Source organism: Streptomyces viridiviolaceus, assembly GCF_014650995.1.
Lineage (GTDB): Bacteria > Actinomycetota > Actinomycetes > Streptomycetales > Streptomycetaceae > Streptomyces > Streptomyces viridiviolaceus.
Genome location: NZ_BMWA01000005.1, coordinates 33,658 through 54,934, shown reverse-complemented (window position 1 = coordinate 54,934; position 21,277 = coordinate 33,658). Strand labels below are relative to the sequence as shown.

At 72.8% G+C, this 21,277-nt stretch carries 23 protein-coding genes; 10 read left to right on the top strand and 13 right to left on the bottom strand.

Going from position 1 to position 21,277, the window contains the following annotated elements; all coding sequences use genetic code 11:
• Positions 1-20: 20 nt before the first annotated feature.
• On the bottom strand, positions 21-761 hold the full coding sequence (locus tag IE260_RS08015) for an SDR family oxidoreductase (protein WP_189869784.1): 741 nt from the start codon (positions 759-761) through the stop codon (positions 21-23).
• A gap of 40 nt (positions 762-801) precedes the next feature.
• Positions 802-1,113, bottom strand: a complete 312-nt coding sequence (locus IE260_RS41530) for a DUF4291 family protein (RefSeq protein ID WP_308434649.1) — start codon at positions 1,111-1,113, stop codon at positions 802-804.
• Positions 1,114-1,650: 537 nt separating this feature from the next.
• Here IE260_RS41530 and IE260_RS08005 point away from each other — a divergent pair.
• Positions 1,651-2,964 carry a vanadium-dependent haloperoxidase gene (locus IE260_RS08005; RefSeq protein WP_189869782.1) on the top strand — a complete coding sequence of 438 codons (1,314 nt, stop codon included), beginning with the start codon at positions 1,651-1,653 and terminating at the stop codon, positions 2,962-2,964.
• Between the two features lie 159 nt (positions 2,965-3,123).
• On the opposite strand, the gene IE260_RS08000 is transcribed toward IE260_RS08005, so the two are convergent.
• Positions 3,124-4,341 (bottom strand): PP2C family protein-serine/threonine phosphatase, encoded by a 1,218-nt coding sequence (locus IE260_RS08000; RefSeq protein WP_373303323.1) that lies wholly within the window; start codon positions 4,339-4,341, stop codon positions 3,124-3,126.
• A gap of 253 nt (positions 4,342-4,594) precedes the next feature.
• On the opposite strand from IE260_RS08000, the gene IE260_RS07995 reads away from it, so the two are divergent.
• Both IE260_RS07995 and lnt read left to right on the top strand, forming a co-directional pair.
• Complete coding sequence (locus IE260_RS07995) at positions 4,595-5,050, top strand: nuclear transport factor 2 family protein (protein WP_189869781.1); 456 nt, start codon at positions 4,595-4,597, stop codon at positions 5,048-5,050.
• Between the two features lie 95 nt (positions 5,051-5,145).
• Positions 5,146-6,720 carry an apolipoprotein N-acyltransferase gene (gene lnt, locus IE260_RS07990; RefSeq protein WP_189869780.1) on the top strand — a complete coding sequence of 525 codons (1,575 nt, stop codon included), beginning with the start codon at positions 5,146-5,148 and terminating at the stop codon, positions 6,718-6,720.
• On the opposite strand, the gene IE260_RS07985 is transcribed toward lnt, so the two are convergent.
• Positions 6,644-7,549, bottom strand: a complete 906-nt coding sequence (locus tag IE260_RS07985) for a Gfo/Idh/MocA family protein (RefSeq protein WP_189869779.1) — start codon at positions 7,547-7,549, stop codon at positions 6,644-6,646. The two genes, lnt and IE260_RS07985, sit on opposite strands and share 77 nt — an antisense overlap.
• A 13-nt stretch (positions 7,550-7,562) precedes the next feature.
• Entirely contained in the window at positions 7,563-8,747 is a 1,185-nt protein-coding gene (locus tag IE260_RS07980) for an FAD-dependent monooxygenase (RefSeq protein ID WP_189869778.1), read from the bottom strand.
• A gap of 108 nt (positions 8,748-8,855) precedes the next feature.
• On the opposite strand from IE260_RS07980, the gene IE260_RS07975 reads away from it, so the two are divergent.
• The 3 genes from IE260_RS07975 to IE260_RS07965 all read left to right on the top strand — a co-directional run bounded on the left by IE260_RS07975 (position 8,856) and on the right by IE260_RS07965 (position 10,621).
• Positions 8,856-9,446, top strand: a complete 591-nt coding sequence (locus tag IE260_RS07975) for a TetR/AcrR family transcriptional regulator (protein WP_189869777.1) — start codon at positions 8,856-8,858, stop codon at positions 9,444-9,446.
• 44 nt (positions 9,447-9,490) lie between these two features.
• The gene (locus IE260_RS07970) at positions 9,491-10,003 is read left to right on the top strand and encodes a DinB family protein (protein WP_189869776.1); all 513 of its coding nucleotides are present in this window, start codon (positions 9,491-9,493) and stop codon (positions 10,001-10,003) included.
• Positions 10,004-10,120: 117 nt separating this feature from the next.
• Positions 10,121-10,621: a hypothetical protein gene (locus IE260_RS07965; protein WP_308434648.1), complete on the top strand. Its 501-nt coding sequence runs from the start codon at positions 10,121-10,123 to the stop codon at positions 10,619-10,621.
• Positions 10,622-10,906: 285 nt separating this feature from the next.
• On the opposite strand, the gene IE260_RS07960 is transcribed toward IE260_RS07965, so the two are convergent.
• The 5 genes from IE260_RS07960 to fabG form a co-directional block, all read right to left on the bottom strand.
• Positions 10,907-11,434, bottom strand: coding sequence for a hypothetical protein (locus IE260_RS07960; protein WP_189869774.1), 528 nt, complete (start codon positions 11,432-11,434; stop codon positions 10,907-10,909).
• Between the two features lie 123 nt (positions 11,435-11,557).
• Positions 11,558-12,241: a uracil-DNA glycosylase gene (ung, locus tag IE260_RS07955; RefSeq protein ID WP_189869773.1), complete on the bottom strand. Its 684-nt coding sequence runs from the start codon at positions 12,239-12,241 to the stop codon at positions 11,558-11,560.
• A 102-nt stretch (positions 12,242-12,343) separates the two neighbouring features.
• Complete coding sequence (locus IE260_RS07950; RefSeq protein WP_189869772.1) at positions 12,344-13,930, bottom strand: ABC transporter substrate-binding protein; 1,587 nt, start codon at positions 13,928-13,930, stop codon at positions 12,344-12,346.
• A gap of 188 nt (positions 13,931-14,118) precedes the next feature.
• Positions 14,119-14,871, bottom strand: a complete 753-nt coding sequence (locus IE260_RS07945) for an SDR family oxidoreductase (protein ID WP_189869771.1) — start codon at positions 14,869-14,871, stop codon at positions 14,119-14,121.
• Between the two features lie 11 nt (positions 14,872-14,882).
• Complete coding sequence (gene fabG / locus IE260_RS07940; RefSeq protein WP_189869770.1) at positions 14,883-15,644, bottom strand: 3-oxoacyl-ACP reductase FabG; 762 nt, start codon at positions 15,642-15,644, stop codon at positions 14,883-14,885.
• A gap of 260 nt (positions 15,645-15,904) precedes the next feature.
• Here fabG and IE260_RS07935 point away from each other — a divergent pair, with 260 nt between their 5' ends.
• Positions 15,905-16,444, top strand: a complete 540-nt coding sequence (locus IE260_RS07935; RefSeq protein WP_189869769.1) for an excalibur calcium-binding protein — start codon at positions 15,905-15,907, stop codon at positions 16,442-16,444.
• Here IE260_RS07935 and IE260_RS07930 read toward each other — a convergent pair.
• Together IE260_RS07930 and IE260_RS07925 are read right to left on the bottom strand one after the other, a co-directional pair.
• Positions 16,389-16,772 (bottom strand): DUF3037 domain-containing protein, encoded by a 384-nt coding sequence (locus IE260_RS07930; protein WP_189869768.1) that lies wholly within the window; start codon positions 16,770-16,772, stop codon positions 16,389-16,391. The two genes, IE260_RS07935 and IE260_RS07930, sit on opposite strands and share 56 nt — an antisense overlap.
• The gene (locus tag IE260_RS07925) at positions 16,769-17,542 is read right to left on the bottom strand and encodes a HipA family kinase (protein WP_189869767.1); all 774 of its coding nucleotides are present in this window, start codon (positions 17,540-17,542) and stop codon (positions 16,769-16,771) included. Before IE260_RS07925 ends, IE260_RS07930 begins: the two co-directional genes overlap by 4 nt.
• Positions 17,543-17,743: 201 nt before the next feature.
• Between IE260_RS07925 and IE260_RS07920 the strand changes: the two genes are divergently transcribed.
• Positions 17,744-18,256, top strand: a complete 513-nt coding sequence (locus IE260_RS07920) for a Rieske (2Fe-2S) protein (protein ID WP_189869766.1) — start codon at positions 17,744-17,746, stop codon at positions 18,254-18,256.
• A gap of 66 nt (positions 18,257-18,322) precedes the next feature.
• Positions 18,323-18,790 (top strand): pyridoxamine 5'-phosphate oxidase family protein, encoded by a 468-nt coding sequence (locus IE260_RS07915; protein WP_189869765.1) that lies wholly within the window; start codon positions 18,323-18,325, stop codon positions 18,788-18,790.
• 43 nt (positions 18,791-18,833) lie between these two features.
• Here IE260_RS07915 and IE260_RS07910 read toward each other — a convergent pair whose 3' ends face one another.
• Complete coding sequence (locus tag IE260_RS07910) at positions 18,834-19,736, bottom strand: LysR family transcriptional regulator (RefSeq protein ID WP_189869764.1); 903 nt, start codon at positions 19,734-19,736, stop codon at positions 18,834-18,836.
• A 74-nt stretch (positions 19,737-19,810) separates the two neighbouring features.
• Between IE260_RS07910 and IE260_RS07905 the strand changes: the two genes are divergently transcribed.
• The gene (locus IE260_RS07905; protein ID WP_229880528.1) at positions 19,811-20,794 is read left to right on the top strand and encodes a DMT family transporter; all 984 of its coding nucleotides are present in this window, start codon (positions 19,811-19,813) and stop codon (positions 20,792-20,794) included.
• Positions 20,795-21,277: the final 483 nt, after the last annotated feature.

Here is a 21,277-nt window from a genome sequence, read left to right as displayed (position 1 = left end):
CCCCACCGGAAGCGCGCCCCTCAGCGACCGCCCGCCACCCTCAGCACCGCCCCCGTCGTGTACGACGCGTCCGGTGACATCAGCCAGGCGATGGCGGCGGCGATCTCCTCGGCCCGGCCCGCCCGGCGCAGCGGGATTCCCGGAGCCATCCGGCGGGCCCGGTCCGGATCCCCCATCGCGGCGTGCATCTCCGTGTCGACGAGGCCCGGCGCGACCCCGTTGACGCGGACGCCGTCCGGGCCCAGCTCCTTGGCGAGCCCCAGCGTCAGGGCGTCGACGCCGGCCTTGGTCGCCGCGTAGTGGACGTACTCCCCCGGGCTGCCGAGGGTCGCCGCGCCCGACGAGACGTTCACGATCACGCCGCTCCCCCGGGCAGTCATGAGCTGCGCCGCACGGCGGGCGCACAGCAGCGTCCCCAGCAGGTTGACGTCGAGGACGCGGCGCAGGTTCGCGGTGTCGCTGTCCGCGAGCCGGCCCAGCGGACCGGTCACCGCCGCGTTGTTCACCAGCCCGGTCACCGGTCCGAGGCCGCTCTCGGCCACGTCGAAGAGCCTGTCGACATCGGCCTCGGACGACGTGTCCACCCGGACCGTGACAGCGCGGCCGCCCGCCTCGCGCACTCCGGCCGCCACCGCCTCCGCGGCCGCCGCGTCACGGACGTACCCCACGGCCACGTCGTGCCCGTCCGCCGCGAGGCGCAGACAGGTCGCCGCGCCGACCCCCCGGCTGCCGCCGGTGACCACCGTGATGGGACGCGACATGAGGACCTCCTGAAGACGACGATGTCTGATCGATCATCGATCATCTTAGGGAGAACAGATGCGCTGTCATCCCCTCCTCCAGCGGAGACGGCCGCCCGTGCGGCAGCAGAGCCGTGGCACGCCCCGTGTCTCCGACGCGCGCGAGCCCGTGGATCTCCGAGGCCGGCGGGGTGACGTCCGCGGGCGCCTGCCGCAGCTGCCGCTTCCACGTGGCCGGGTCGCCGTGCAGCTCGGGGACGTGGTGGGACAGGCACGCCTTGCGCAGCGCCCAGACGAAGACCTCCCGGCTGATCTCGACGGCCGGGACCGTCTCCTGGCCCTCCTTCGTGCCCCAGCCGCAGCGGCGCATCATCCACAGGAACGTGGCCCCTGAGCCCCGTCCCGCCCGGGGGCGCGTTGACGTGTGACGGTGTGTCAACCCGTGAACCCGGCACTGCTGAATCCTCGACACGGCCGGGTTCCACGACCACGCGCTCCAGCTGCCCGACCAAGCGTGCTCGCTTGCCCGGATGCCGCCGAGCGACCTTCCCCCGTTCTTGGCCATCCGGACGGCCTTTCGCTGTTGTCGTCGAAGGGCACCGCCAGTCGAAGGCGCACGGAAACACCTGGTCGCATTCGCGACCCTGCCCCATCGCAGAGCGGTTCGCCGGGGCCCGGGGCGGGTGCAGGGGACGTCCGGCGGTGATCTCCCCTCACCGGGCGGTGAGGTGTTCGAGAGCGCCCAGCCCTACCCGGTTCGCGGCGAGTTGTCTTGCTCGCCCAGTGGGCTGTTGCTAAGCCTTGGACACTCGACTCCAGGGAGCAGGCTGTGCATCGAGAGCCCCTTCTGCCCGTTCCTCCGCGTTCACGTGTCCGGGGATTCGTCTGCGCCGTCGCAGCCATCGCCCTCGTGACGCTCACCGCCGCGACCCGTCCCCCCGACGCGGACACCCGGACCGCGGCGGACCCGGCAGCCGTGGTCCGCGAGTGGAACGCCATCGCCACCGACACGATCAAGACCAGCCTCGGCCCACGCCCCTCCGGGCAGGTGGCGATCTGGGAGGGCTTCGTCTCCGTCGCCGTGTACAACGCGGTGGTGGGCATCGAAGGCGGCTACGCCCTGTACAAATGGCGCGAGCGCGGTCCGGCCAAGGCATCCTCCGCGGCGGCCGCCGCCACTGCGGCCCACGACGTGCTGCTCACCTACTTCCCTGCCTTCAAGGAGCGGCTCGACACCGCCTACGCGGACTCGCTCGCCGCTCTCCCGGCCGGTCGGGCCAGAGACCGGGGCGTCGACTACGGAAAGCGCGCCGCCGCCCGCATCATCGAACTCCGGGAAGGGGACGGAAGGTTCGCGGACGTTCCTTTCACCGCTTCCCCGGCACCGGGTGTCTGGCGGCCCACCCCGCCCGCGTTCCAGCCCTTCATCGACACCTGGCTCGCCAGGCTCCGCCCCCTCCTGCTCACCTCCCCGCAACAGTTCCGCCCCGGCGGACCACCCTCCATCTCCTCGGCCGCATACGCCGAGGACATCCAGGAACTGAAGGTCATGGGCGCGAAGACCGGCTCGGGCAGGAGCGCGCAGCAGACCGAGACCGCTCTCTTCTTCAGCGGCAACCTGGTCGACCAGGTCCAGACAGCCCTACGGGACCACGCCGCCCGGCACGGGCTCGACATCGCCGAGACGGCCCGGCTGTTCGCCGCGGTGAACGCGTCGGCGACCGACGCCGTCGTCACGGCATGGGACTCCAAGCTGCACTACGGCTCCTGGCGGCCGATCACCGCCATCCGCCTCGCCGACACCGACGGCAACCCCGCGACGACGGCAGACCCGGCCTGGGAGCCGCTGCTCATCACCCCACCGCACCCGGACCACCTCGCCGGCCACACGACCGTCACCGCCGCCGTGGTGCGCGCCCTGACCGGCGTCCTCGGCACCTCGCACATCGACCTCCACGTCCCCTCCGAGGTCACCGGCACCACACGGTTCTACGGGTCCGCCGACGAACTCAACCGGGACGTCGTCGACGCCCGTGTGTGGGGCGGCGTCCACTCCCGCGCGGCGGACGTGGCCGGCTGCCGGACCGGCACCCAGGTGGCTGCCTGGGCGCTGGACCACTACTTCCAGCCGGTCGCCGAGGACGGCACCCGGCCGTCCCCGCCGCCACGAACGGTTCGGCAGGACGGGCTCGCCGACCTCGCTCACAGCCCCTTCTGCGACTAGCGCGTGCGGCGGGGGTCGACGCCGGGTCGGCGACCGTCTGACGGTGCGGCCCGGCGCGGCACCGGCCTCGCTTGACGTTGTTGGCCAACAGCGTCGTCCCCGGGCCGCCGCACAACGACGCAGGCGCACGAGCACGGCGAGGCCCGGCGCAAGACCACGTCACCGGCGCTGCGGGTGCCATTCGAAGAGCAGGATGGTCACGTCGTCCCGCAGTTGGTTGCGCTGGTAGTCGAGAATGGCGTGGATGAGCAGTCGCAGCGTCTCAGCCGGGCGCTGCCCGGCGGCGGAGGAGCGGATGATGAAGTCAGTGAACCGGTCGAGGCCGAACTCCGCACCGTCCGCGTCACGAGCCTCCACGACACCGTCGGTGTAGAGCAGGACGCAATCACCTGGTTCCAGCGTCGTCTCATGGACCTGCCGGGCTGCGGGAGCGAGTGGACCAGCCAGGCCGATCGGCGGCTGCGGGGGTCTGTCCAGCGCCCCGGCGAGCACACGTTCGGCACGGATCAGCAGCGGTGGGGGGTGACCGCAATTGACCCAGTGCAGCACCCCGGTCTCGGCGTCGAGCCGACACAGCACGCCGGTGCAGAAATGGTCGGGCAGCCATTGGGCGAGGGCCTGGTCGACGGAGGCGACGACGTCGACCGTGTCGCCACCACCCCGGCGGGCGTTGCGCGCCGCCGCCATGGCAACCGACGTGGTCAGGCCGGCTGTCAGATCGTGACCCATGGCGTCGAGGATCATGGTGTGCAGCACGTTCTTGACCACCGAGTGGTCGAAGGCGTCGCCGGCGATGTCGTAAGCCGGTTCCACGACCGCGGTCGATACGCACCTGCTGCTGCCGATGGTGCGGGGTGGCAGGAAGGCCCGCAGCATCTCCGTGGGCAACCGCATGGTCGCGGTGCGGGTGCGGGCGGCGAGCCAGTCGCTGTAGGCGCGCTTGGAGGTGACCAGCATGGCGAACAGATGGGCCAGCATCCGGCTGCGGCGCATCCGCACCGCGTCGAGCGAGGCGGTCCGCACCGCCAGAACGCCCAGCCGCTCCGCACCGTCGACCAGAGGCATCCAGAGGATCAAGCCGTCGTCGCCCTCGGCCACCCGCGGGGAGACCGTGCGGTACGCCCAGCCGGCCGACGAGCGGTCCACCGGCAGCGGCTCCAAGGCCTCGTCGAGTGGGATGAGCAGCCGTTGTTGCAGGTCGACGAGGTAGATCAGCGCGGTGTCCAGACCGAGGGCCGAGGCGCACTGGTTCGCCAGGGCGGGCAGTTCGACCGGCAGAGCGGTCTGCGCCTGGATGATCAGCTCTTCCAGCCGATTCTCGTCAACGGCAGTGTCGGGGCCGGAGGACACGGGCGGTGGGTCCGACACTGGGATCACCCCTTCCGTGCCCAGTCTCACACCGATCCCGTCCTCTCTCACGTCAGGCAAGCCCTGTCTCACGTCGGACACGCCCGTGGCGAGGGCGAGAGCGGCGGCCAGGGCGGTCAACCGAGCTCGACCGAGGGCACCTCGTGCGTCGGCCATATGATCAGCCGGTCCGGTATCGAGATCATCGCGCCACCGCCGAGAAGTGCCACCGAATGTCGCCGCGCCCCTTGGCTGGGCACCTCCCATGCCCAACACTGAGCCGATGACGCAGCGTGTGGAGCTCGCGACGGTGAGGGACCGGCTGGCCGTCGACCACCTGGTGACCGACTACGCGGTGGCGCGGGACGACGGGGACTGGACGACGTACCGGGAGCTGTTCGCACCGGGCGGCCGGGCCGACTACCGGGCGGCCGGCGGCATCGCGGGTGACGCCCGGCAGGTCGCCGAGTGGCTCGCCGAGAGTCTGCGGCCGTTTCCGGCTCGGCAGCATCTGATCGTCAACCGCAGGGTGCGCTTCGGCGTCTGGGATCAGGACACCGGCGACACGGCCCACGTCCAGGCCGACTACGTCAGCCCGATGGGCGCGGCGGGCGGGGACGCCGGCCCGGGCGCGCCCGACTTCGTCTCCGGTGGCCGGTACGCCTTCGCGCTGCTGCGGACGGATGACGGCTGGCGGATCGGCGAGGTGGTGGCCCGGGAGAAGTGGCGGCGCCTGTGATCGACTGAGCCGGTGCCGGCGGCCCCGCCGGATCTTTTGTTCCCGATCCCCCGCCGGGGCGCACACTGAAGGCCCCACGGGGTAGGGAGGCGCCTATGAAGACGCTCGGCCACTGGCTCGCCTCCCCGTGGCGCCGTTCGGCCGTCGCCGCGGTCGCCGGGGCGCTGCCCGTTCTCGCCTTCCCGGCCCCGTCCCTGTGGTGGTGGGCCTGGGTCGCCCTGGTCCCGTGGCTGCTGCTCGCCCGGACCGCGCCCAGCGGGCGGCGCGCGGTGTACGACGGCTGGTGGGGCGGGTTCGGGTTCATGCTGGCCATGCACCACTGGCTGCTGCCCAATCTGCACGTGTTCACGTTCGTCATCGCCGCGCTGCTGGGCGCTCTGTGGGCCCCGTGGGGCTGGCTGGTGCGCCGTCTGCTGGGTGGAGCGCCCTCGGGCGGCCGGGCCGCGGCGGCGCTGCTGGTGCTGCCGTCGGGCTGGCTGGCGGTGGAGCTGGTCCGCTCCTGGCAGGGGCTCGGCGGTCCCTGGGGCATGCTCGGCGCGAGCCAGTGGCAGGTCGCACCGGCGCTGCGGCTCGCCTCGGTCGGCGGGGTGTGGCTGCTCAGCTTCCTGGTGGTCGCCGTCAATGTGGCCGTGGCGGTCCTGGTCGCCGTCCGCCGGGCCCGGGTGCCGGCCGTGGCCGGGCTCGTCGCCACCGCCGCGGCCGGCTCGGCGGTCTGGGTGTGGTCACCGCGCCCCGACGCCGGCGAACGGGCGGCGGTGGCCGTGGTGCAGCCGGGCGTCGTCGCCGGGCGGGACAGCGCCGACCGCCGGTTCGACCGCGAGGAGCAGCTGACCCGCCGGCTGGCCGGCCGGGACGTCGACCTGGTCGTCTGGGGCGAGAGCAGCGTCGGCTTCGACCTGGACGACCGGCCGGACCTGGCGCGCCGGCTCGCGGCGCTGTCGCGGGAGACCGGCGCGCGGATCCTGGTCAACGTGGACGCGCGGCGCTCGGACAGGCCCGGCATCTACAAGAGTTCGGTGCTCGTCGGCCCGGACGGTCCGACCGGTGACCGGTACGACAAGATGCGCCTCGTGCCCTTCGGTGAGTACGTCCCGGCCCGGTCGCTGCTGGGCTGGGCGACGTCCGTCGGCGAGGCGGCGGGCGAGGACCGCAGGCGCGGCTCACGTCAGGTGGTGATGGACGTCGGGGACGGACTGCGGATCGGGCCGATGGTGTGCTTCGAAAGCGCGTTCCCCGACATGAGCCGTCGTCTCGCCGCGGACGGCGCCGAGGTGCTGCTCGCCCAGTCGTCGACGTCGACGTTCCAGCACTCCTGGGCGCCGGAGCAGCATGCCTCGCTGGCCGCGCTGCGGGCCGCCGAGACCGGCCGTCCGATGGTGCACGCGACGCTGACCGGGGTCTCCGCGGTCTACGACGCCGAAGGAGCGCGCATCGGGCCGTGGCTCGGCACGGATGCGATCACGGCCCAGGTGTACGAGGTCCCGCTCACCCACGGGAGCACGCCCTACGTCCGCCTCGGCGACTGGCCGGTGCACGCGGCGCTGGTGATCCTCGTCGTCTGGGGCGCCGCCGAGGGCGTACGGACGGTGCGGCTCAGGCGTACCGCTCGCGCACCGCGCGTACCACCCGCTCGCACAGCTCATGGGTCTCCAGCGCGTCCCGGGCGCTGAGCACCTTGCCCGCGCGCACGGCGTCGAGGAAGGCCAGCACCGCCTGCTCGATGCCGCGCTGCCGGGCCACCGGCACCCAGTCGCCGCGCCGCCGCACGGTGGGCTGGCCCCGGTGGTCGATCACCTCGGCGAGGTTGACGACCTGCCGCTTGGTGTCCTGGCCGGAGACCTCCAGGATCTCCTCCGTCGAGCCGCTGAGGCGGTTCATCACGCCGAGCGCGGTGAAGCCGTCCCCGGCGAGCTGGAGCACGACGTGGTGGAGCAGACCGCCCTCGACGCGGGCGCGGACGCTCACGTCGTCGATCTGTCCGGGCACCAGGAAGCGCAGCGTGTCGACGACATGGATGAAGTCGTCGAGGATCATCGTGCGCGGTTCCTCGGGCAGCCCTATGCGGTTCTTCTGCATGATGATCAGCTCGCGCGGATGCTCGGCGCACTGCGCGTAGCCGGGGGCGTAACGCCGGTTGAAGCCGACGGCGAGGCTCGTGCTCCGCTCTTCGGCGAGCGCCACCAGCCGCTCGGAGTCGGCGAGTTCGTAGGCGAGCGGCTTGTCGACGTAGGTGGGGACGCCCGCCCCGAGCAGCCGGGTCACGATCTCGGGGTGGACGGCCGTCGGCGCGTGCACGAAGGCGGCGTCGAGGTCCTGGGCGAGGAGTGCGTCGAGGTCGGCGTGCCGCTGGGCCGGCGGGAGGTGGAGGCCGTCAGCGACCCGGGTGAGCGTCGCCGGGGTGCGGGTCTGCAGGTGCAGCTCGACCCCGGGCAGACCGGCGAGCACCGGAAGGTACGCCTTCTGCGCGATGTCGCCGAGTCCGATGCAGCCGACCTTCACGGGGTGTTCTCCTCTAGCGCTCGCCGAGCCGTGTCCGCTGCGAAGCATACGGCGACTGCGGGGGCCGCCAGTCGGCGATGCCGTCGAAGCTGCGCAGGAAGAGCGCGGGTCCGGTCTTCGACAGCGCGGTGATCGCGGCGTTGCGTACGGCGATCCCGGCGCGGTTGCTCATCATGTTGAGCCGGGCGACCTTGACGGCCTGGCGGGCGACGGCCGTCGTACGGGGCAGCCGGGCGGCGGTGTAGGCGGCGAGGTCGGCGTGGTGGTGGGCGAGCACGATGGCGTCCTCGACGGCCTGGTTGCCGCCCTGTCCGAGGGTCGGTGGCATGGCGTGCGCGGCGTCGCCGAGGAGGGCGACCCGGCCGCGGTGGTAGGCGGGCAGCGGTTCGGCGATGTGGTGCACGTCGTGGCGCAGCACGTCCTCGGGGCGGGCGGCGGCGAGGACGGCCGGGATCGGGTCGTGCCAGTCGCCGTACCGGCGCAGCAGCTCCGCCCTCTCGTCGTCGGGGGCGTGGCCTTCGGCGGGGGTGACCGCGGCGGCGTACGCGTAGACCCGCCCGTCCTTGAGCGGATGCGTGCCCCAGATGCGGCCCGGCCCCCAGCTCTCGTGCGAGGCGAACCGGACGCCGGGCACCGGGATCACCACCCGCCAGGTGGTGAAGCCGGAGTAGACGGGGCCGGGGTGCCGCGGGAACAGCACCCGGCGGACGGCGGAGTGGATGCCGTCGGCGGCCACGACCAGGTCGGCTTCCAGTTCGCCGTCGGGCGTGCGCACCCGGGCCGGCCGGTCGGCGTCGCCGGGGTCGGCGACGCTCGCGGTGACGGCGGTGCGGACGGCGTCCGGCGGCAGCAGGGCGGCCAGGCTGTCGATGAGGGTGGCCCGGTGCAGCAGCACGAGCGGGCCGCCGAACCGTTCGGCCGCGGCGTCGGCGTCGGAGCGGGAGAGCCAGCGGCCGCCGGGGGTGCGCAGTCCGCCGTCGCCCTGCCAGGCGGCGAGGTCGCGGATCTCGTCGCCGATGCCGATGACGTCCAGGGCGCGCAGGGCGTTGGGCGACAGCGAGATGGCCGCGCCGATCGGCTGGAGCGAGCCGGCCCGCTCCAGGACGGTGACCTGCAGTCCGCCGCGGTGCAGGGCCGCCGCCGCGGTCAGCCCGCCGATTCCGCCGCCGATCACGACGGCCCGCTTCGCCCGGCTCATGGCTCCTCCTCGCGCTCACCGAAGCCTCACTACAGGTGTAGTGAAGCGCTGCTCCGACCTTACTACGGCTGTAGTGGGACGGACAGGGCGGCAGGTAGGTTGACGTCCATGCCCGTACACACCGCGGGTGCCCCGCGCACCGATCTCGTCGCCGACGCCGCTCTCTCCCTGCTCGCCGAGCGCGGGATGCGCGGGCTCACGCACCGGGCGGTCGACGAGGCGGCGGGCCTCCCCCAGGGGTCCACGTCCAACCTGGCGCGGACCCGGCAGGCGCTCCTGGAACTGGCCGTGCGGCGGCTGGCCGAACGGGAGGCGCGGGTGCTCGCCCTGCACGAGATGCCGGACCCGAGCGGCGGCCTCGACGCCCTGGTGGACGCGCTCGCGCTGGCCACGCACCGGGCACTGACACGTAACCGCGAACTGACGCTGGCCCGCTACGAACTGGCCCTGGAGGCCACCCGCCGCCCGGAGCTGCGGGCCCACTTCGACGCGGCGGGCGCCCGCTTCCGCGACCAGCTCGGCGCCCTCGTCACGGCCATGGGCTCGACCGACCCCGGCCGGCACGTGCTGTCGCTGGTGGCCTGGGCGGACGGGCTGATGTTCTCCTGCGTGGCCGGGTCCTTCCACGCCGAGGTCCCGGGTCTCGGGGAAGTGCGGGCGGGCCTGCGCGAGTTGCTCCACGGCATGCTGGGAGTCTGAAATCCGTTGGTGCGGACCGGGCCGACGTGGGTCAGGATGCCGACATGACTTCCGAACGCCGTGAACCCGCGAGCGACGCCGACGAACGCACCATGCTGGAGGGCTGGCTGGACTACCACCGCCGAACCCTCGCGTGGAAGTGCGAGGGCCTCACCGACGCCCAGCTCAGGACCGCCCCCGTGGCGCCCTCCGCACTGTCCCTGATGGGACTGGTCCGGCACATGGCCGAGGTGGAGCGCGGCTGGTTCCGCAAGGTGCTCGTGGACGACGACCCGGGACCGATCTACTACACCGAGGAGGACCGCGACGGCGACTTCCGTACCACCGAGGCGGACACCTGGCAGGAGGCGTACGCCACCTGGCAGGCCGAGATCGAGGTCGCGCGGCGCAACGCGGCCGGCTTCCGTCTCGACGAGATGTCCCGCGGGAAGCACCGGCGCACCGGCGAGCGGTTCAGCCTGCGCTGGATCTACACGCACATGGTCGAGGAGTACGCGCGCCACAACGGACACGCCGACCTGATCCGCGAGTGCATCGACGGCGCCACCGGCGACTGACGGCGTCAGCCGCAGCGGCCCCGGGGACCTCCGTACGGGGCCGGAGATCACCCGTGCGGGGCATCCTCCGCCTGTTCCGGCGCCGCGCCCGGCGCCGGAACCACCAGAGTGGCGCGCGTGCATCGAACGACCACCACCGCAGCACTCCTGGTGTCCGTGGCTGTCTCCGCCCTGACCGGCTGTGTGACGGTCCAGCGTCCGTCCGCGTCCGACCCGGCGGCGGCCGGCGCCCGCTCCTCGGCGCCGCGACCGGACGGCCCGACGACGCCGCGGGCCGTGCAGGCCCCGGCCCGCGAGGCACTGGAGATGATCGCCCCCTCCCGGGCCCCGGAGCGCCCCTCCGGCGAGCCACGGCGCGCGGCGCCCCCGGCCGCGCCGTCGCAGCGGACGGCACCGGCGGCCCGGCCGGAACCGCACCCGCGGCCCGCCCGCCCCGAACCGCGCAGACCGCAGCACGATCCCGCGCGGGGACCCCGCGCCGGCGCACCCGGCCGCTCGGGGCCCGTCGACGGGCGGACCGGCGCGGACGCGGACCTGTGCTCGCTGGGGAAGAGGTACGGCGGCTGGCGACCGGACAGCCCCGAGGCGGTCATCTGCGAGCAGGCGTACGGCGGCTGAGTCCGCCCAGGGGGGTGGCCGCGAAGTCGCCTCGTCCGCCCGGTGGTCCTGCGACGTCCGGTGCGTGTTCTGCGCGTCCCCCGGACGGAGCCAGGGGTTGCCGGGCGGACGCCCACGTACCGGTCGCATGCGGGTGTTCGCCCTGCGTGGCGGCGAGGGCACCGGGCAGCCCGGCGGACGAGCTGCACCCGATGCGGTCCCGTGAGGAGCCACGTGCCGCCCCGCTGCCACGTTCCCCGCGGGAGCGCGCCGGGCGTCGTGTGCCAGGCGGGACTCGCGGTCACGCTAGGGCCGCTGCCGGGGCGGTCCCCAGAAGCCGGGCCCGTCCGCGGAGGGTCCGTCGTCCCCGAGCCGCAGCTCCAGTCGGCCGATCGCCGTGCGCACACCCTCGCCGTAGCGGTCGTCGCCCAGTGACTCGGCCGCGCCCCGGGCCCACCGCAGATGCGCGCGGGCGGCCTCACGGTGGCCGAGCCTGTCGTAGTCGGCGGCCAGGTTCAGGTGCAGTGTGGGGTAGAGGGCCCGGGCGGCGAGCGCGCCCGGGTGCTCGCCGAGCCGGTCGGAGGTGAGCTCCTCGGCGGCCGACAAGGCCCTCAGGTCCCACGCCAGTTCGTCCCCCGGGTCGTCCTGGGTGTCGGCCAGGTAGTGCGCCAGGGTGCATCGGTGCAGCGGATCGCCGTGCTCGCCGATCTCGGCCCACAGGTCGAGGAAGCGGCGCCGGGCCTCCTCCCGGTCGCCCGCGTGATGCAGCATGACGACCTGCCCGATCCGCGTCGGCACGGCGTCCGGCGCCGCCTGCTCCTGTCCCTTGGCCACCACGTCCTCCGTACCACTCGTCGGCTGTCCCGACGAACGCTAACGGCACGCACCGGCAAACCCGGTCAGGCGGCTCCGTGGGTCCGCTGCGGACCGGCGTGGAGCCGGTCCGCACGGCCCGGATCAGCCCAGGTTGGGGATGCGCCAGTCGATCGGCTCGTGGCCCTGCCGGGCGACCGCCTCGTTGATCTGCGTGAACGGGCGGGAGCCGAAGAACTTCTTCGCCGACAGCGGCGAGGGGTGCGCGCCCTTGACCACGACGTGCCGCGTCTCGTCGATCAAGGGGAGCTTCTTCTGCGCGTAGTTGCCCCACAGCACGAACACCGCCGGGTCCTGCCGGCCGGCCACCGCACGGATCACCGCGTCGGTGAACAGCTCCCAGCCCCGGCTCTTGTGCGAGTTGGCCTCACCGGCCCGGACCGTGAGCACGGCGTTGAGCAGCAGGACGCCCTGCTGCGCCCACGGCATGAGATAGCCGTTGTCCGGGATCGGGATGTCCAGCTCCGCGTGCATCTCCTTGTAGATGTTCCGCAGGGACGGCGGGACCTTCACGCCCGGCCGGACCGAGAAGCACAGGCCGTGCCCCTGGCCCTCGCCGTGGTACGGGTCCTGCCCGAGGACCAGCACCTTCACCCGGTCGTACGGCGTGGCCTCCAGAGCGGCGAAGACCTCCTCGCGCGGAGGGTAGACGGGTCCGTTCGCCCGCTCCTCCTCGACGAACTCCATCAGCTCCTTGAAGTAGGGCTGCTGCAGCTCGCCGCCCAGCACCCCGCGCCAGGACTCGGGCAGCATGGCGATGTCGGTCACGTCAACTTCCTTACGCTGTGCGGTCGCTTCCAGGCCACAGAACCTACAGGCGACCACTGACAACCGGCCCCCGGGGTGGTTCGGCGGGGGCGGGGGCGGCCCTTACCAGCTGGTCTTCCGATAGAGCTGCCACATCATCATGATCGTCGAGGGGTCCAGGGCCCGCTCGGCACCCGAGATGTCCTCGCTCGCGGCCACGTACTGCTTGCCCTGCCACAGCGGCAGCAGCCGCACGTCGTCCACGAGGATCTGCTGCGCCTCCTCGAACTCCTTCACCACGTTGGCGCGGTCGCCCTCGCGGCGGGACCGGGGCAGCAGGTCACCGGTGATCTCGGGCGCCGGGTAGGGCGTGCCGAGCGCGTTCTGGTCGCCGACGAAGGGCGCGATGAAGTTCTCGGCGTCCGGGAAGTCGGGCGACCAGCCGCGCCCGAACACCGGGTACTCGCCCTTCTGGTAACCCGTCACGTACGTCTTCCACGGGCGGCTCTTGAGGGTCACCGTGAACAGCCCGGAGGCCTCCAGCTGACGCTTGAGCTCCTTGAACTCCGCGGCCGTCTCGGAACCGTAGCGGTCGGTGGTGTACCAGAAGGTGAGCGGGACCGGCTCGGTGATGCCCGCGTCGGTGAGGATCTCGCGGGCCTTGGGGACGCTGGGGTCGCCGTAGTCGTCGAAGAAGCCCGTGGTGTGGCCGGTCAGCCCCTTGGGGACCATCGAGTACAGCGGGTCGACGGTGTCCTGGTAGATCGTGTGGGCTATCGCTGCCCGGTCGATCACCTGGGCGACGGCCTGGCGCACGGCCTTCCGGCCCGCCCAGGGGTCCTCGGGGTTGAAGACCAGGTAGCTGATCTCCGTACCGGTGCCCTCGACCAGCTGGAGGTCCTCCTCCTTGCTGGCCCTGCCCTGGAGCGTGATGATGTCGTCGGCCGCGAGGCCCCGGTAGGTCACCTGGATCTGCTTGTCGCGCAGCGCCTTCACCATGGTGGCCGAGTCCTTGAAGTAGCGGATCGTCACCGCGTCGTTCCGGAGTTCCGCGAAACCCTTGTAGCGGTCGTTGCGGACGAGTTCGGCCCGCTTGCCGTCCTCGTAGGACCGCAGGGCGTACGGGCCCGAGCCGACGACGCCGCCGTCCTCGCGCAGGGAGTCCGCCGGGTAGGTGTCGGGGTCGACGATCGACATCGCGGGCGTGGCGAGCACGAAGGGGAAGGTGGCGTCGGGCTTGTTGAGGTGGAAGACGACCTCGTGCGCGCTCGGCGCCTGTACCCGGTCGAGGCTGCCCAGCAGCCCGGCGGGACCGCCGTTGACCTTGATCTTCTTGATCCGGTCGATCGAGTGCTTGACCGCCTTGGCGTCCAGCGCGTCCCCGTCGGAGAAGGTCAGACCCTCGCGCAGCTCGCAGCGGTACACCTGGTTGGTGCTGTCGGTGAACGCGCATTCCTTGGCCGCGTCGGGCTCGGGCGCGGTCGCACCGCTCGGATAACTGAGCAGCGTCTGGTAGACGTTGCGGAACAGCTCCCAGGAGCCGTCCCAGGACGCGGCGGGGTCCAGCGTGCTGGGGGCGCTGGTCGTCCCCACGACGATCGGCTTCTCGTCGTCGGAGGAGTCGGACGACAGGATGCCGCATCCGGTCACCAGCGAAGACATGGACGCGATGGCCGCCACCCGCCGCAGGCATCGGTTCCGGTAGAACACGCGCACGCTCCTCGATCTGCCTTACCAAGGGTCGGCAGACCATACCGCAGCGCCACGCCCCCTGAACCCCCTTCTGAACAGGGGTTTTGATCATTTGGGTGATGACTACGTTGTCATGCCCCCTGGAGTCTCGAAACGCGGACACGGGCGCCGTCGTCGCGACGACGCCCGTATCCTCCTCGCGGCTGTCAGCCCACGCCGGCGTTCAGGAAGACGCCACCGTCGACCACCAGCGTCTGACCGGTGATCCAGTCGGACTGGTCGGAGGTGAGGAAGGCGGCGGCACCGCCGATGTCGGAGGGCACGCCGAGCCGGCCCAGCGGGTAGCCCGCGGCGGCCTCCTCCTCCCGTCCCTCGTACAGGGCGGCGGCGAACTTGGTCTTCACGACGGCCGGGGCGATCGCGTTGACCCGCACCTTGGGCGCGAACTCGTGCGCCAGCTGCGCGGTCAGGTTGATCAGGGCGGCCTTGCTGACGCCGTAGGCGGCGATGAAGGGCGAGGGCGCCAGGCCCGCGACGGAGGCGATGTTGACGATCGCTCCGCCGTTGTCCTTCTGCCAGGCGTGCCAGGTGCGCTGGGCGAATCCGAGCGCCGAGATCACGTTGGTCTCGAAGACCTTCCGCGCGACGTTCAGGTCCAGGTCGGCGATCGGCCCGAACACGGGGTTCGTACCGGCGTTGTTGACCAGGAAGTCGACGCGGCCGAAGGCCTCCATCGTGCGCTCGACGGCGACGGCCTGGTGCTCCTCGTCGTGCGCCTTGCCCGCGACGCCGATGACCCGGTCGGCGCCCAGCTTCTCGACGGCCTCCTTCAGGGCCTCCTCGTTGCGGCCGGTGATGCACACCCGGTCGCCACGTGCGATCAGTGCCTCGGCGACGCCGTAGCCGATGCCGCGGCTGGCGCCCGTGACGAGCGCGACCTTGCCGGAGAGTTCAGTCATGTCAGTGTTCCCTAGTCGAGCGGGCCGCCGGCCACGTACAGCACCTGGCCGGAGACGAATCCGGCCGCCTCGCCGGTGAAGAAGGCGATGGCGTTGGCGATGTCGTCGGGCTCGCCGACGCGCTGCACCGGGATCTGGGTGGCGGCGGCGGCCTTGAAGTCCTCGAAGCCCATGCCGACGCGCTCGGCGGTCGCGGCGGTCATGTCGGTGGCGATGAAGCCGGGGGCGACGGCGTTGGCGGTGATGCCGAACTTGCCGAGTTCCTTGGCGAGGGTCTTGGTGAAGCCCTGGAGGCCGGCCTTGGCGGCCGAGTAGTTGACCTGCCCGCGGTTGCCGAGCGCCGAGGAGGAGGAGAGGTTGACGATGCGGCCGAAGCCGGCGTCCACCATGTGCTTCTGGCAGGCCTTCGACATCAGGAAGGCGCCGCGCAGGTGCACGTTCATGACGGTGTCCCAGTCGGAGACGCTCATCTTGAACAGCAGGTTGTCGCGCAGCACGCCCGCGTTGTTGACGAGGATCGTCGGCGCGCCCAGCTCCTCGGCGATCCGCGCGACGGCCGCCTCGACCTGCGCCTCGTCGGAGACGTCGCAGCCGACCGCGATCGCCTTGCCGCCGGCCGCGGTGATCTTCTCCACGGTGTCCTTGCAGGCTGCCTCGTCCAGGTCGATCACGGCGACGGCGCGGCCCTCGGCGGCCAGTCGTACGGCGGTGGCGGCCCCGATGCCGCGCGCGGCACCGGTGACGACGGCGACCCGCTGCTCAGTGGTGGACATTGCTGCTTCTCCTCGACCTAGGGGTGCGGCTCATGCGGAGCGCCCTGCGGTGAGCGACCGCTTAGTACCTTCAGCAGACGTGACGCTAGAAGCCCTGGCACCCGGTGTCAACGGGACATCTGCCGGGTGTGATCCATTACCTGGCCCCACGGCCCTGTATCCGTCCCCGAATCCCCCGTTCGGCCCAGCGCTGCGCGCCACGGCGGCGCCCCGCCCATAGCGTCGGAGCGCGAGCCACTCGTGGCCGAAAGGAGTCGTCCATGCGCCGTCGCAGCGGTGTCGCCGGCCTGGTGTTCGCGATCACGGCGCTCGTGCCGCCGGTCCTCCCCGCGCAGGCGCAGGCGCGGGACCTGGACCGGTCCGGCCTGGCTCACCGGGAGGCGGCCCGGGCCGTGCCGGCCGGCGGCCCGAGCGGTCCGCGTCGCTTCGTCGGGGGCCGGAGCCCGCACGACGGCGCCCCGATCTCCGCCTCGTCCGGGCCCCGGCCCCCCGCCATCTCCGCCTCGTCCCGGCCCCGGCCCCCCGCGTCCGCGCCGCTCCCGGCCGCACCCGCGCCGCTGCCGGAGGGCTCCGCTCCCGTCGTTGTGGCCCCGGCGCACGGCGTGCGGGCCGGGGTGGGTGGCGCGTCGAGCACCGGGCCGAGCGGCTGGGACATCGGCGTCGGACTGGCCTGCGTCGCGGGCGCCACGCTGGCCGTCGGCTACGTGCTGAGGAGGCGCCGCCGCACCGACGGCGAGAGCCGGCCTACCGCACCAACAGGTCCAGGAGCCGCTCGGTCTCGGCCGCCGGATCGGCCGTGAGACCGGTGTGGACGGGGCCCGGCTGGACGATGGTGGAGCGGGGGGCGATCAGCCACCGGAAGCGGCGGCCGGGATCGTCGCCGGACGCCTGGCCGGCGGCGGCCCCGCCGGTGCAGACCCCCTCCACGGCCCGCAACGCGGCCCGCACGCCGGCCAGGTCCACGTCCGGGTCCAGGGCCAGCAGCCGCGCCTCGTCCAGGTGGGTGCGCGCGCCGACGTACGCCTTGGCGCGGCAGTACACCAGCACGCCGGCGTTGACGCACTCGCCGCGCTCGACGCGGGGCACGACGCGCAGCAGCGCGTACTCGAAGACGTGCCGTTCGCTCACCGGTGCCCCTCCGTGCGGTCGGTGCCCTTGATGTGCTCGTGGACGACCGCGGCACGGGCCAGCAGCGGGCGGGCGTAGGCGCGCCGGAGGTCGTCGGGTGTGGCGAATCCGGGCTCGCCGGCGAGCCAGACGTCCGGGATCTCGGCGGTGACCTCGGCGAGGAGTTCCTCGGTGACCAGGGGCGCGAGGGCCGCGGCTGCCGCGCGGACGTCCGGCGCGAACGGCGCGAGGGCGTGGTCGGAGGCGTCGTAGGGGCGGGCGGCGGAGGTCTCGGCGCCGGGCCAGTTGTGGTGCCAGATCATGGTCGCGCCGTGGTCGATGAGCCACACCTCGCCCCGCCAGCGGAGCAGGTTGGGGTTCCGCCAGGACCGGTCGACGTTGTTCACCAGCGCGTCGAACCAGACGATCCGCCCGGCCTCCTCGGGGCTCACCTCGAAGGCGAGCGGGTCGAAGCCGAGCGCCCCGGAGAGGAAGTCCATGCCGAGGTTGGTGCCACCGCTGGACTTGAGCAGCTCCTGCACCTCCTGGTCGGGCTCGCCGAGGCCCAGCACCGGGTCGAGGCCGACGGTCACCAGCCGTGGCACCCGGAAGCCCAGCCTGCGTGCGAGTTCGCCGCAGACCACCTCGGCGACGAGGGTCTTGCGGCCCTGCCCGGCGCCGGTGAACTTCAGGACGTACGTCCCGAAGTCGTCGGCCTCGACGAGTCCCGGCAGCGAGCCGCCCTCACGCAGGGGCGTGATGTAGCGGGTCGCGACGACTTCCTTGAGCATCGCCCCAGGTTACCGGCGTACGGGCGGCAGGCGGACCCCCGGTCGGCGGCAGGCCGGCGCTCGGCCGACAGCGAAACGACAGGCGTGTCTTACGCCCGCCCGACCCGGCACGGGACAGCATCTGGTGACGGTCTGAACAGCACTTGCCCGTCGGCCGTACCTGTCGGCAGATCACGCATCCACCCGGAAGGAAACGTCAGCATGACCAGCGCACCGTTTCAGCCCGCAGCGGGACCGGCTCGTCGTACCGTCGTGGCGGCGGCCGGAGCGGCGGGGCTCACCGTCGCGCTGACCGCGTGCGGAGGCTCGGACGACGACGCGTCCGGCGGCACCGGATCGACGGCCTCCGCCGGCGCCGCCGACGGCGCCCAGAACAACGGCGAGACCGACAGCGGCACCTCCGGCGGAGGCGAGAGCGCCGCTGCCGGGCCGGCGCTGGCGGCGACCGCCGACATCCCCCAGGGCGGTGGGAAGGTCTTCGCCGATCAGAAGGTCGTGGTCACCCAGCCGGCCGCCGGTGAGTTCAAGGCATTCTCGGCCTCCTGCACCCACCAGGGCTGCGCGGTGAAGAGCGTCGCCGACGGCGTCATCAACTGCCCCTGCCACAACAGCAACTTCTCGATCACCGACGGCAGCGTGCAGAGCGGTCCCGCGACCCAGCCGCTGCCCGCCGTGCAGATCACCGTCAGCGGCGACTCGATCCGACTGGCGTGACCGGGGGTACGGTCACGGGCGACACCCCCACGAGATCACCCGGGCAGCGGGAGAGGAAGGGGCCGTATGACCGTCACTCAGCGCCGGGGCCGGAAGATCATGATGACACCCGGCGAGCTGGAGGCGTTCCTCACCACCCAGCGCACCTGCCGGGTCGCCACGGTCTCGGCCGACGGCGCCCCGCACGTGAGCACGCTGTGGTTCGCCTGGGACGGCGCCGCGATGTGGCTGTACTCGGTCGTGCGCAGCAGGCGCTGGGCCGACCTGCGCCGCGATCCCAGGGTGGCGGTGGTGGTAGACACCGGCGAGGAGTACGACGAGCTGCGGGGCGTCGAGCTGTCCGGGAGGGCGGAGATCGTGGGCGAGGTTCCGCGCACCGGCGAGCTGTGCGCGGAGCTCGACGTGCCCGAGACGCTGTTCGCCCGCAAGAACTTCGGCCTGGAGGAGATGCCGCACGACGGCCGGCACGCCTGGCTGCGGCTCGTCCCCGAGAAGGTCGTCTCCTGGGACTTCCGCAAGCTGGCGTCGCCGTAGGCACGGTCCCCCGCGGGCTGGATGACGCCGGAGCCCGGCCGGGTCAGCCCACCTCGGACGCCGATGTGTGCAGCGCCCGCACCGCCGCCCGGATCGACGGGCGGCGGTCGGCGTCCGCGCGCCAGACGACGTACACGTGCCGGCGCACCCGCTGCCGCAGCGGCACGGTGACGACGCCGGCGGGCATCGGACGGCGCCCGAGCAGCGGGGCGATGCACACGCCGAGCCCGGCGGCGACCAGTCCGAGCTGGGTGTGGGTCTCGGCGGCGCGGTGTCCGATGATCGGCTCGATGCCCTTCGAGCGCAGGGTGAACATCAGCCACTCGTGGCAGAACTCGCCCTCCCCCCAGGTGATCCACTCGTCCTCGGCGAACTCGGCGAGGTCCACCTCGTCCCGGCCGGCCAGCCGGTGGCTCTCCGGCATCGCCACATCGGCCGGGTCGTCCAGGAGCGGCGCCTTGACCAGGCCGTCGGGCAGCGGCATCGGCTTGTTGTACCAGTCGAGCACGACGGCCAGGTCGAGGTCTCCGCGCACCACCCCGGCGATGCCCCGTTCCGGCTCCAGCTCGCACGAGCGGATCCGCAGGGCGGGGTGCTCGGCGCGCAGCGCCGCCAGCGCGGCCGGGAACAGCCCGCGCGCGGCGGTCGGGAACGCCGACAGCCTGAGTTCCCCCACCACCTGTCCGCGCTGGGCCTCCAGGTCGGAGCGGGCCAGCTCGACCTGGGAGAGGATGCGCGCCGCGTGCTCGGCGAGCAGCCGGCCCGCGTCGGTGAGCCGTACGCCCCGGCCGTTCTTGGCCAGCAGTTGCTGGCCGACCTCGCGCTCCAGCTTCGCCATCTGCTGGGAGACCGCCGACGTGGTGATGTGCAGCCCCTCGGCGGCTCCGCTGACCGATCCGTGCCGGGCCAGGGCGTCGAGGGTGCGCAGGCGCTCCAGGTTCAACATGTAAGCGATACTACGAGATACCGCGTGCGAATTCTCGATTGTGCTACGAGATCGATTGCCCCATCGTTGCCTGCATGAGCAGCGTTCCCGTACCTTCCCCGCCCCGCCGCGCCCTCGACTGGCGGCTGCGCTTCGGTCTCCTCTCCCTGGTCTGGGGTTTCAGTTTCCTCCTCATCAAGGTGGGCACCGAGGGCTACGCCCCGTTCCAGGTCACACTGGGCCGGCTGGTGTTCGGCACGGCGGTGCTGGCGGTGGCGATGGCCGTCAAGCGGGAGCGGTTGCCGCGCGGGGCCCGGACGTGGGTACATCTGGCGGTCGCCGGGTTCCTGCTCAACGCGCTGCCGTTCTCGCTGTTCGCGTACGCGGAACTGACGATCCCCTCGACGCTCGCGGGGATCTGCAACGCGACCTCGCCGCTGTGGGGCATGGCCCTGTCGCTGGTCGCCCTCTCCGAGGACCGGCCGACGCGGCTGCGGGTCGCCGGGCTGGGCATCGGCTTCCTGGGCGTCCTGACGGTGCTCGGCGCCTGGCAGGGCTTCCACGGCCTGGACGTCACGGGCACCGCGCTGGCCCTGCTGGCCTCGCTCAGCTATCCCATCGGCTGGATCTACGTGCGCCGCACGCTGGCCGGCTCCGGCCACTCCCACCTCTCGCTGACCGGCGCCCAGTTGCTGCTGGCGACGCTGCAACTGGCCTTCGTCACCCCGCTGTTCACCTCCCTTCCGTCCGGCTTCCCCCTCGTGCCCCTGCTCGCGGTCGCCGCCCTGGGCGTCCTCGGCACCGGGCTCGCCGTCCTCATCCAGTACGGGCTGGTCGCCGAGGTCGGCCCGACGACGGCCCAGATGGTCACGTACTTCATCCCGGTCATCGCCACGGCGGCGGGCGTCGCGATCCTGGGCGAGTCGCTGACCTGGTCCACTCCGGTCGGCGCGCTGATCGTGCTCGCGGGAGCGGCACTGACACAGGCCCGGCCGAAGGCCACCGCGTCCGAGCAGGCCCCCGCCGCCGGGCCGGACCGGCCCGCACCGGCCGCCCGCCGGAAGGCCACGGCCGCCTAGACGCGTCCGACACCGCTCCGACGCCCTGGCAGCGACGCCTCGTCGATGCCGGGCGGGCCAGGCGAGAGCATGCATGGCGATGACGGGCGCCCACGGACGGCGGCGCACCGGGCAAGCACGGGCACGACCGGGCCGTCGGCCCGCGGCATCCGCAGGTGGACGGCCGGACCGCGACGGCCGGACCACGGCCACCATCCGCCGGTCGTCATCCGGCCCGCGGCCCCGCAGGTGGACGGCCGGACGGCGACGACCGGACCACGGCCACCAGACCACCGGACCACTGGTCACCGACGCGCCGATCTCCCGGTCCGCCGGTCGTCACCACCGGGCCATCGGGCCACCGGCCCCCGTCCATCGGTCACCGCCGACACGCCGATCCTCCAGCCCGCCGATCGTCACCACCGGGCCACCGGCCCCCGTCCATCGGTCACCGCCGACACGCCGATCCTCCAGCCCGCCGATCGTCACCACCGGGCCACCGGA

What these genes read in the sequence shown, in the direction of transcription:
- IE260_RS08015 (WP_189869784.1), bottom strand. Translation starts at nt 761, where the DNA reads ATGTCGCGTCCCATCACGGTGGTCACCGGCGGCAGCCGGGGGGTCGGC.
- IE260_RS41530 (WP_308434649.1), bottom strand. Translation starts at nt 1,113, where the DNA reads ATGATGCGCCGCTGCGGCTGGGGCACGAAGGAGGGCCAGGAGACGGTC.
- IE260_RS07995 (WP_189869781.1), top strand. Translation starts at nt 4,595, where the DNA reads ATGACGCAGCGTGTGGAGCTCGCGACGGTGAGGGACCGGCTGGCCGTC.
- lnt (WP_189869780.1), top strand. Translation starts at nt 5,146, where the DNA reads ATGAAGACGCTCGGCCACTGGCTCGCCTCCCCGTGGCGCCGTTCGGCC.
- IE260_RS07980 (WP_189869778.1), bottom strand. Translation starts at nt 8,747, where the DNA reads ATGAGCCGGGCGAAGCGGGCCGTCGTGATCGGCGGCGGAATCGGCGGG.
- IE260_RS07975 (WP_189869777.1), top strand. Translation starts at nt 8,856, where the DNA reads ATGCCCGTACACACCGCGGGTGCCCCGCGCACCGATCTCGTCGCCGAC.
- IE260_RS07970 (WP_189869776.1), top strand. Translation starts at nt 9,491, where the DNA reads ATGACTTCCGAACGCCGTGAACCCGCGAGCGACGCCGACGAACGCACC.
- IE260_RS07945 (WP_189869771.1), bottom strand. Translation starts at nt 14,871, where the DNA reads ATGACTGAACTCTCCGGCAAGGTCGCGCTCGTCACGGGCGCCAGCCGC.
- fabG (WP_189869770.1), bottom strand. Translation starts at nt 15,644, where the DNA reads ATGTCCACCACTGAGCAGCGGGTCGCCGTCGTCACCGGTGCCGCGCGC.
- IE260_RS07935 (WP_189869769.1), top strand. Translation starts at nt 15,905, where the DNA reads ATGCGCCGTCGCAGCGGTGTCGCCGGCCTGGTGTTCGCGATCACGGCG.
- IE260_RS07925 (WP_189869767.1), bottom strand. Translation starts at nt 17,542, where the DNA reads ATGCTCAAGGAAGTCGTCGCGACCCGCTACATCACGCCCCTGCGTGAG.
- IE260_RS07920 (WP_189869766.1), top strand. Translation starts at nt 17,744, where the DNA reads ATGACCAGCGCACCGTTTCAGCCCGCAGCGGGACCGGCTCGTCGTACC.
- IE260_RS07915 (WP_189869765.1), top strand. Translation starts at nt 18,323, where the DNA reads ATGACCGTCACTCAGCGCCGGGGCCGGAAGATCATGATGACACCCGGC.
- IE260_RS07910 (WP_189869764.1), bottom strand. Translation starts at nt 19,736, where the DNA reads ATGTTGAACCTGGAGCGCCTGCGCACCCTCGACGCCCTGGCCCGGCAC.
- IE260_RS07905 (WP_229880528.1), top strand. Translation starts at nt 19,811, where the DNA reads ATGAGCAGCGTTCCCGTACCTTCCCCGCCCCGCCGCGCCCTCGACTGG.